Here is a 2,056-nt window from a genome sequence, read left to right as displayed (position 1 = left end):
AACCCCCACCGCCACCGGCAGCTACACCTTCGACATCCTGGTCACCGACGCCAACCAGAAGCAGGTCACCTCCTCCAGGATCAACGTCTCGGTCGGCTACGGGCCCGTCTCCCTCAGCCTGCGCCCCGCCGCCCAGACCGGCCTCTACCGCGGCCTCGCCGGCAGCCCGATGCCCGACGCGGGCGTCGCCATCGTCGGCGGCACCCCGCCGATCAGCCTCTCGCTCGCCGCCGGCACCATGCCGCCGGGCCTCTCGCTCGGGCCCGACGGCGCGCTCGTCGGCACGCCCTCCACGCCCGGCACCTACTCGGGCCTCCAGGTCCGCGCCGTCGATTCCGCCTCCACGCCGCGCACCGCCACCTCGGCGGTCTTCCAGGTGGTGGTCGGCGCCGCCATGACGGCCATGCTGCAGGGCGCCAACGACGCCTACCAGCGCAACCGCGCGATCGCGCCGATCGCCGCCTTCGCCACCGGCGGCACCAGCCCCTACGCCTACGCCCTGACCGCCGGCAGCCTGCCGCCCGGCGTCACTCTCTCCAGCTCCACCGGCCAGATCTCCGGCACGCCGACCCAGGCCGGCCGCTACGAGGGCCTCGCCGTCACCGTCACCGACGCGGCCGGCTTCAGCGCCTCCACCTCGACCTTCGCCATGGTGGTGGCCGATCCGCTCGAGATCGCCGGCTCCGCCCCGCGCGGCGTGGCGGGCACCCCCTACGCCGCCCGGTTCACCGCGTCCGGCGGCTCCCAGCCCTACAGCTTCTCGCTCGCCCAGGGCGACCTGCCCTTCGGCCTCGAGCTGGCCGAGGACGGCGCGCTCTCCGGCACGCCGCTCGTCGCCGGCACCAGCTCCGGGCTGGTGGTGCGCGTCACCGACGCCAACGGCCAGATCCGCGACACCGCCCCCTTCTCGATCGTGGTGGCCGAGGCCCTGGCCGTCGCCTCGGGCCCCGACGCCCACGCCACCCGCGGCAAGGCCTACGCCTCCGCGTTCGCCGCCGCCGGCGGCACCGCGCCCTACGCCTTCGTCCTGGTTTCCGGCTCTCTGCCCACGGGCCTGTCGCTCGCCACGGACGGCCGCGTCACCGGCACGCCGACCGCCACCGGCAGCTACGGCCCCTTCACGGTCCGCCTGACCGATGCCGAGGGCACCTCGGCCACGGGCGAGGCCTCGATCGTGGTGGCCGAGCCGCTCGCCCTCGCCGGCAGCGCCGGCGATGGCATGCTGGGCGAGCCCTACGAGGCCCGCTTCTCCGCCAGCGGCGGCAGCGCCCCCTACGCCTTCGAGCTGGCCGGCGGCACCCTGCCGCCCGGCCTCGCCCTCGAGGCGGACGGGCGCATCGCCGGCACGCCGAGCGGCGCCGGCAGCTACCCGGGCATCGTCCTGCGCGTCACGGACGCGGCGGGCCGGCGCGAGCAGACCAGCTTCGCCATCACGGTCGCGGGGCCGCTGCGCATCGCCGGCAGCCCCGCTGCGACCGCCACGCTCGGCCAGAGCTACTCGGCGAGCTTTGCCGCCTCGGGCGGGCGCGCGCCCTACACCTTCGCGCTCGCCGCCGGCACCCTGCCGCCGGGCCTCAGCCTGTCGCCGGGCGGCGCCATCTCCGGCACCCCCACCGCCGTCGGCAACGCCTCGGGTCTGGTCGTGCGCGTCACCGACGCGGCCGGCCGCAGCCGCAGCTCCGAGCCCTTCGCCATCACCGTCACGGACGTCCTGGCCGTGGCCGGCACCGCCTCGACCTTCGCCACGATCGGCCAGCCCTACGGCGCCCGCTTCTCGGCCAGCGGCGGCGCCGCGCCCTACGCCTGGAGCCTCGCCTCCGGCACCCTGCCGCCCGGCCTCGCCCTCGACGCCGCCAGCGGCGCCGTCGCCGGCTCGCCCACCAGCCTCGGCTCCTGGCCGGGCCTGCAGCTGCGCGTCGCCGACCGAGACGGCCGCACGGCCCTGTCCTCGGTCTGGGGCATCTCCGTCGGCTCCAGCCTCGCCATCGCCGGCACGCCCGAGAGCTTCGGCACGGTGGGCGAGCCCTACGGCGCCCGCTACACGGCCAGCGGCGGC

1 protein-coding gene is annotated in these 2,056 nt (G+C 77.0%); it reads left to right on the top strand.

What is annotated here, in order from left to right; all coding sequences use genetic code 11:
- On the top strand, positions 1–2,056 hold a 2,056-nt coding region (locus tag MFF56_RS31765), incomplete at both ends, for an Ig domain-containing protein (protein ID WP_238232192.1).

This window comes from Methylobacterium hispanicum, from assembly GCF_022179285.1.
GTDB classification, from domain to species: Bacteria; Pseudomonadota; Alphaproteobacteria; order Rhizobiales; family Beijerinckiaceae; genus Methylobacterium; species Methylobacterium hispanicum.
The sequence above is the reverse complement of the archived record's forward strand: the minus strand, read 5'-3'. Positions and strand labels throughout refer to the sequence as shown.